This is a genomic window from Stenotrophomonas pictorum JCM 9942, from assembly GCF_001310775.1.
Classification (GTDB): domain Bacteria; phylum Pseudomonadota; class Gammaproteobacteria; order Xanthomonadales; family Xanthomonadaceae; genus Stenotrophomonas; species Stenotrophomonas pictorum.
Genome location: NZ_BAZI01000317.1, coordinates 1 through 3,020, shown reverse-complemented (window position 1 = coordinate 3,020; position 3,020 = coordinate 1). Strand labels below are relative to the sequence as shown.

Genomic DNA, 3,020 nt, shown 5'->3' with positions numbered 1-3,020 from the left:
CTTCAAGCTTTCCTTTCGCTTGCGCCTCTTGCGAGGCCCCTGCGTCGGGGGAGGTGAAGTATGTGCCTCTTTACGGGCTTTGTGAAGGGGTTGTGGAAAGTTTTTTCCAGCAATCGTTCATTGCGCCCTGGAGCGGCCCGTACTGCTTTGCTTGCACTTATCGGTGTACACAGCAGTACGCATCCAGATGATGCTGATCAAGGCTTACGGGTGATGAGGCAAAGGGGCGTCGCCCTACCCTCTCCCGGCGGGAGAGGGCTTTGGCCGCTCCCCGGGGGAAGCGGCCTTGCTCACCTGCGCCGTCAGCCCGCCACTACCAGCAGGACGCGGGCGAAGGTGCGTTTGCCAACCTGCAGCAGCCCCTCGAAACCAGGCTGCAATACGGTCTGGGCGTCTTCGACGACTTCGCCATCCACCTTTACCGCGCGCTCCTTGAGCTTGCGCGAGGCCTCGGAGTTGCTCGGGGTGAGCCCTGCCGCCGTCAGCAACGCACCGATACGCAGTCCTTCAGCCGGCACGGTCACTTCCTGCAGCGGCAGCTGGGTGATATCGCCCTGCCCGGTCACCGCGGCATTCCAGCCGGCGATGGCCTGCTCGGCGGCGCCGGCATCGTGGAAGCGGGTGGTCAGCTCGCGCGCCAGGCGCAGCTTGATCTCGCGCGGATTGATCGTGCCGGCCTCGACGGCGGAACGCAGCTGCCCGGCCTCGTCAATGGAGATGTCGAAGCTGAGCAGGTCGATCCAGCGCCACATCAGGGTGTCGTCCACCTTCATGGTCTTGGTGACGATGTCGATCGCCGGCTCGCTGATGCCGATGTAGTTGCCCAGCGACTTGGACATCTTGTTGACGCCGTCCAGGCCTTCCAGCAGCGGCATGGTCAGCACGATCTGCGGCTTCTGTCCGTGGTGTTCCTGCAGGCCACGCCCCATCAGCAGGTTGAACTTCTGGTCGGTACCGCCCAGTTCGACGTCGCATTCCAGCGCCACCGAGTCGTAGCCCTGCACCAGCGGATACAGGAATTCATGGATGGCGATGGATTGCTGGGCGGCGTAGCGCTTGGCGAAATCGTCGCGCTCGAGCATGCGCGCCACGGTGTGCTGGCCGGCCAGACGGATCATGTCGGCCGCACTCATCTTGCCGAACCACTCCGAGTTGAAGCGCACCTCGGTCCTGTCCCGGTCCAGCACCTTGAACACCTGCTCCTCGTAGGTGCGTGCGTTGGCCAGCACATCCTCGCGGCTGAGCGGCTTGCGGGTCAGGCTCTTGCCGGACGGATCGCCGATCATGCCGGTGAAGTCGCCGATCAGGAAGATGACCTGGTGACCGAGATCCTGGAACTGGCGCAGCTTGTTCAGCAGCACCGTGTGGCCCAGGTGCAGATCGGGAGCGGTGGGGTCGAAACCGGCCTTCACACGCAGCGGACGGCCGCTTTCCAGCCGCTGGCGCAACTCCTCCACTTTGAGGATTTCATCGGCACCACGGCCGATCAGGGCAAGGGCTTCATCAATCGAGGACACGCAAAACTCCCGGCTTCGCCGTTAAAAACATGAATGGTGTTAAGTGCAAGTTAACCGCGCCGCAAGATCGAAAAGCCATGTGGCTCAATGGTTTGACGCGGTATTGATACCTGTCTATGTTACCCGCGTTTAGGCCCGCGATCCGGGCCGGCCAGAGAACTGAGTGATGTCCCAACCCGATCATGGCCCCGCGCGCAAACAACGCTTCAAAGAACGCCTCAGCGTCCTGCACGACACCGCCCTGCATCGAAAGCTGAAACACCACCTGCCGGCCGCGTTCAACGAACGCTGGACCCGACGGCATTGGATCCACGCCAGCCTGTTCGCCACCATCGGCGCGTTGGCGGCGACGATCGTGCCCGGCTTCTCCAATGCCATCGATCTGCCGGTCCCCACGTCCCACTCCACGCTCGCCCTGCCCTTGCCGCCGCTGTCACTGGCCCGCCGCGGCGAGACCCCGGGCGACAGCTGGCAGATCCAGCGGGTGGAACGCGGGCAGACCCTGAGCGATCTGTTCGCCGCCGCTGGCGTGCCGGCATCGACCATGCAGCGCGTGCTGGACCACCCCGGCACCCGCGAGGTGCTGACCCGGCTCAAGCCCGGCACCGAGATCGCCTTCGACCTGCCGGTCAACGGCACCCTGCGCAGCATCCGCTTCGACCGCGATGCCAACCACCGCGTCGAGCTGTCGCTGCAGGGCGACCAGATCCGCGAGAAGGTGATGCAACGCGCCAGCACCACCCGCACCGTGGTCGCCAGTGGCGAGATCACCAGCTCCCTGTACACCGCCGCCCGCCGGGCCGGCCTGTCGCCCTCGGCCATCGCCACGATGACCGACGAGATCTTCAAGTACGACATCGACTTCTCCAAGGACCTGCAGCCGGGTGACCGCTTCAGCGTGGTGCTGGATGAAACCTGGCGCGAAGGCGAGCGCATCGACACCGGCAAGATCCTGGCGGCCACCTTCCAGACCGGCGGCAAGACCCACACCGGCTTCCGTTTCGAGCGCAACGGCAAGTCCGAGTACTTCGATATCAGCGGCCGCCCGCTGAAGAAGAGCTTCATCCGCTCGCCGATCCAGTTCGCCCGCCTGAGCTCGAACTTCGGCTCTCGCCGGCATCCGATCCTGGGCACCATGCGCATGCACAAGGGCGTGGATTACGCCGCACGTACCGGCACCCCGATCATGGCCGCCGGCGATGCCCGTGTGCAGTTCGCCGGCACCCAGCGCGGCTACGGCAATGTGGTGATCCTGGATCATGGCCGCGGCCACACCACGCTGTATGGACACATGTCGCGGCTGGGCCCCTACCGCACCGGCCAGCGTGTCGCCCAGGGCCAGGTGATCGGCTATGTGGGCTCCACCGGCATGTCGACCGGGCCGCACCTGCACTACGAATTCCGCGTCAACGGCGTGCACCGCAATCCGCTGTCGGTGACGATGCCGCCGCCGGAACCGCTCAAGGGCGCCGAGCTGGTCGCCTTCCGCGCCCAGACCGCGCC

The 3,020-nt window shown here is 65.1% G+C and carries 2 protein-coding genes; one reads left to right on the top strand and one right to left on the bottom strand.

Annotated elements, in window-relative coordinates:
- Positions 1–302: 302 nt before the first annotated feature.
- A complete protein-coding gene (gene tyrS / locus JCM9942_RS12995) occupies positions 303–1,517 on the bottom strand; it encodes a tyrosine--tRNA ligase (protein WP_054660183.1) in 1,215 nt (404 codons plus the stop codon).
- A gap of 166 nt (positions 1,518–1,683) precedes the next feature.
- On the opposite strand from tyrS, the gene JCM9942_RS12990 reads away from it, so the two are divergent.
- Positions 1,684–3,020 (top strand): M23 family metallopeptidase (locus JCM9942_RS12990; RefSeq protein ID WP_054660181.1); only part of this gene is annotated, 1,337 nt, incomplete at its 3' end.